The 4,762-nt window shown below is 70.5% G+C and carries 4 protein-coding genes; all 4 read left to right on the plus strand.

The features are described 5' to 3' along the window. On the plus strand, positions 1-575 hold a 575-nt coding region (locus AC51EU_RS27155), incomplete at its 5' end, for a sugar phosphate isomerase/epimerase family protein (RefSeq protein WP_496269728.1). A 42-nt stretch (positions 576-617) separates the two neighbouring features. After that, on the plus strand, positions 618-2,840 hold the full coding sequence (gene recD2 / locus AC51EU_RS27160) for an SF1B family DNA helicase RecD2 (protein WP_496269729.1): 2,223 nt from the start codon (positions 618-620) through the stop codon (positions 2,838-2,840). A 177-nt stretch (positions 2,841-3,017) separates the two neighbouring features. After that, positions 3,018-4,307, plus strand: a complete 1,290-nt coding sequence (locus tag AC51EU_RS27165; protein WP_496269730.1) for a citrate synthase — start codon at positions 3,018-3,020, stop codon at positions 4,305-4,307. Between the two features lie 268 nt (positions 4,308-4,575). Beyond that, positions 4,576-4,762 (plus strand): hypothetical protein (locus AC51EU_RS27170; RefSeq protein WP_496269731.1); only part of this gene is annotated, 187 nt, incomplete at its 3' end.

The following is a 4,762-nucleotide window of genomic DNA, read 5'->3' on the forward strand; positions in this document are numbered from 1 at the left end:
GGGCCGCCGTCGACGAGGCCGCGGCCCTGGGCACCGGCACCCTGGTCCTGGTCTGCGGCGGGCTGCCCCCGGGCAGCCGGGACCTGCGCGGCGCCCGGGAGCGGATCGCCGACGCCCTGGGCGTCCTCGCGCCGTACGCCGCCGAGCGGGGCGTACGGCTGGCCGTCGAGCCGCTGCACCCGATGTACGCCGCCGACCGGTGCGTGGTCAGCACGCTGGCGCAGGCGCTCGACCTGGCGGAGCGGTTCCCCGCCGAGCGGGTGGGCGTCGTCGTGGACACGTACCACCTGTGGTGGGACGACACGGTCGGCACGGGGATCGACCGGGCGGGCGGGGAGCGGATCGCGCTGTTCCAGCTCGCGGACTGGGTGACCCCGCTGCCCGAGGGTGTGCTGCTGGGGCGCGGGCAGTTGGGTGACGGGTCGGTGGACCTGCGGTGGTTCCGGCGGCGGGTGCGGGCCGCCGGGTACCGGGGCGCCGACGAGGTGGAGATCTTCTCGCCGGCGCTGTGGGCGCGGGACGGCGCGAAGGTGCTGGCCGAGGTCGTCGCCCGGTACGCGGCGCACGTGCTCTGACCGCCGCTCAGCGGTGTCGTACCCCGGCGGTACGGTCGGGGCATGGTCAACACCACCGTGGTGGAAGGCGTCCTGGAGCGGATCACCTACGCCAACGAGGAGAACGGCTACACCGTCGCCCGCGTCGACACCGGACGCGGCGCGGGCGACCTGCTGACCGTCGTGGGGGCGCTGCTCGGCGCGCAGCCGGGGGAGTCGCTGCGGATGGAGGGCCGCTGGGGCTCCCATCCCCAGTACGGCAAGCAGTTCACGGTGGAGAACTACACCACGGTGCTGCCCGCCACCGTCCAGGGCATCCGCCGCTACCTCGGGTCCGGGCTGATCAAGGGCATCGGCCCGCGCATCGCCGACCGCATCACCGAGCACTTCGGGGTGGAGACCCTCGACGTCATCGAGCAGCGGCCGGAGCGGCTGATCGAGGTGCCGGGCCTGGGCCCGAAGCGGACGAAGATGATCGGCGCGGCGTGGGAGGAGCAGAAGGCCATCAAGGAGGTGATGGTCTTCCTCCAGGGGGTGGGCGTCTCGACGTCCCTCGCGGTGCGGATCTACAAGAAGTACGGCGACGCCTCCATCTCCGTCGTCCGCAACCGGCCCTACCGGCTGGCCGCCGATGTGTGGGGCATCGGCTTCCTGACCGCCGACCGCGTCGCGCAGGCCGTCGGCATCCCGCACGACAGCCCGGACCGCGTACGGGCCGGGTTGCAGTACGCGCTGTCGCAGGCCACCGACCAGGGGCACTGCTATCTGCCGGAGGAGCGGCTGATCGCGGACGCGGTGAAGCTGCTCCAGGTGGACACCGGTCTGGTCATCGACTGCCTGGCCGAGCTGGCCGCCGACCCGGAGGGCGTGGTCCGGGAGAAGGTGCCGGGCGAGGCGGACGGCGAGGAGATCACGGCGGTCTACCTGGTGCCGTTCCACCGTGCGGAGCTGTCCCTGGCCGGGCGGGTGACGCGGCTGCTGCGGACGGACGAGGACCGGATGCCGGCGTTCCAGGACGTGGCGTGGGACCGAGCGCTGGCGTGGCTGGCGCGGCGTACGGGGGCCGAGCTGGCGCCGGAGCAGCAGGAGGCGGTGCGGTTGGCGCTGACGCGGAAGGTGGCGGTGCTGACGGGCGGGCCGGGCTGCGGCAAGTCCTTCACGGTGCGGTCGGTGGTCGAGCTGGCGCGGGCCAAGAAGGCGAAGGTGGTGCTGGCGGCGCCGACCGGCCGGGCCGCCAAGCGGCTGTCGGAGCTGACGGGGGCGGAGGCGTCCACGGTCCACCGGCTGCTGGAGCTCAAGCCGGGCGGGGACGCCGCGTACGACGCGGACCGTCCGCTGGACGCCGATCTGGTGGTGGTCGACGAGGCGTCCATGCTGGATCTGCTGCTGGCGAACAAGCTGGTCAAGGCGGTGCCGCCGGGCGCGCACCTGCTGTTCGTCGGGGACGTGGACCAGCTGCCGTCGGTGGGGGCGGGCGAGGTGCTGCGCGATCTGCTGGGCGCGGGCGGCGCGACGGGCGGGCCGGTGCCGTCGGTGCGGCTGACGCGGATCTTCCGGCAGGCCCAGGAGTCCGGTGTGGTGACCAACGCGCATCGCATCAATTCCGGGGTGCCGCCGCTGACGACCGGGCTGCGGGACTTCTTCCTGTTCGTGGAGGAGGACACCGAGGAGGCGGGGCGGCTGACGGTCGATGTGGCGGCGCGGCGCATCCCGGCGACGTTCGGTCTCGACCCGCGGCGGGATGTGCAGGTGCTGGCGCCGATGCACCGCGGCCCGGCGGGCGCGGGCACGCTGAACGGGTTGCTCCAGCAGGCGGTGACCCCGGCCCGGCCCGGTCTGCCCGAGCGGCGGTTCGGTGGCCGGGTCTTCCGTGTGGGGGACAAGGTCACTCAGATCAGGAACAATTACGAAAAAGGCCGCAACGGTGTGTTCAACGGCACGGTCGGAGTGGTCACCGCGCTGGACACCGACGAGCAGCGGCTGACGGTGCTCACCGACGAGGACGAGGAGGTCCCCTACGACTTCGACGAACTGGACGAACTGGCACATGCCTACGCGGTGACCATCCACCGGTCCCAGGGCAGCGAGTATCCGGCGGTGGTGATTCCGGTCACCACGGGGGCCTGGATGATGCTCCAGCGCAATCTGCTCTACACCGCCGTGACCCGGGCGAAACGGCTGGTGGTCCTGGTGGGTTCGCGCAGGGCGCTGGGGCAGGCCGTGCGGACGGTTTCCGCCGGTCGGCGGTGTACGGCGCTCGCCCACCGACTCGGTGGAGTGAGATGAAGGGACCCTGGTTTCCCTAATCGGGGCGAAAGGGAGCAGGATGGTCACTTTGACGGCACTGAGTGCCGCCTTGAGGCCCTATGGCCGACCCCGAGTGCACATCCAAGGTCCAAATGGGGGAAGGTATAGGCAGTCAGGGCACCTCGAAGAAGAGGCACAACGTCGGTGAGGGATGACGTGAGCGACAACTCTGTAGTACTGCGTTACGGGGACGGCGAATACAGCTACCCGGTCGTCGACAGCACGGTCGGCGACAAGGGCTTCGACCTGTCGAAGCTGCGCGCCCAGACCGGTCTGGTGACCCTGGACTCCGGTTACGGCAACACCGCGGCGTACAAGTCCGCGATCACCTACCTCGATGGTGAGCAGGGCATCCTGCGGTACCGCGGTTACCCGATCGAGCAGCTCGCCGAGCGCAGCACGTTCGTGGAGACCGCGTACCTCCTGATCAACGGTGAGCTGCCCACCGTGGACCAGCTGGCCACGTTCCAGCAGGACATCACCTACCACACGCTGCTGCACGAGGACGTCAAGCGCTTCTTCGACGGCTTCCCCCGCGACGCCCACCCGATGGCCATGCTGTCGTCCGTGGTCAGCGCGCTGTCGACGTTCTACCAGGACAGCCACAACCCGTTCGACGAGCGCCAGCGCCACATCTCCACGATCCGGCTGCTGGCCAAGCTGCCGACGATCGCGGCGTACGCGTACAAGAAGTCGGTCGGCCACCCGGTCGTCTACCCGAGCAACGACCTCGGGTACGTCGAGAACTTCCTGCGCATGACGTTCTCGGTGCCGGCCGCCGACTACGAGCTGGACCCGGTCGTGGTCAGCGCCCTGGACAAGCTGCTGATCCTGCACGCGGACCACGAGCAGAACTGCTCGACCTCCACGGTCCGCCTGGTCGGCTCCTCGCAGGCGAACCTCTTCGCCTCGATCTCCGCCGGCATCAACGCCCTGTGGGGCCCCCTGCACGGCGGCGCCAACCAGGCGGTGCTGGAGATGCTGGAGTCCATCCAGCGCGACGGCGGCGACGTCGACGCCTTCATCCGCAAGGTGAAGAACAAGGAGGACGGCGCGAAGCTCATGGGCTTCGGGCACCGCGTCTACAAGAACTTCGACCCCCGCGCGAAGATCATCAAGGCGGCGGCGCACGATGTCCTCTCCGCGCTCGGCAAGTCCGACGAGCTGCTGGACATCGCCCTCAAGCTGGAGGAGCACGCGCTCTCCGACGACTACTTCGTCTCGCGCAAGCTCTACCCGAACGTCGACTTCTACACCGGTCTCATCTACCGGGCCATGGGCTTCCCGACCGAGATGTTCACCGTGCTGTTCGCGCTCGGCCGGCTGCCCGGCTGGATCGCCCAGTGGCACGAGATGATCAAGGAGCCGGGCTCCCGCATCGGCCGCCCGCGCCAGATCTACACCGGCGTCGTCGAGCGGGACTTCGTCCCCGTCGAGGAGCGCTGACCACCGCTCACCCGCGGACGTACCACCGACCGGCCTCCGTCCCACGCGGACGGGGGCCGGTCCGCTTTCCGGCCGAATCCCCGCGCGGGCACCCCGCCGCACGGCCGGACCCGGCGGGCGTGACCGGTCTCACTGACAAAGGGATCTTGTTGGAGCGAGGAATAAAACCGCGCACGTAGTAGGTTTTTGCGGGGATTTCGCTGAGTGCGTGTCTCTGGGCGTCGGAACCGGTGAGATGCACCGGAGGTCCAGGGGGGAGGGCAAGCACATGTCGTATCTGACCGGACCGGCCTTACCCCGGTCGGCACCCGCGCTGCGCGGCCGAGGCCGCGAGATGGCCCTGGTGCGGGAGATCCTGCTGGCCGGCCGCGAGGAGGGCCGCGCGGTCCTCACCGTCGAGGGCGGCGCGGGCTCGGGCAAGACCCGCATCCTGCGCGAGGCGATGGGCATCGCCG

The sequence above is a fragment of the Candidatus Streptomyces philanthi genome, from assembly GCF_059553635.1.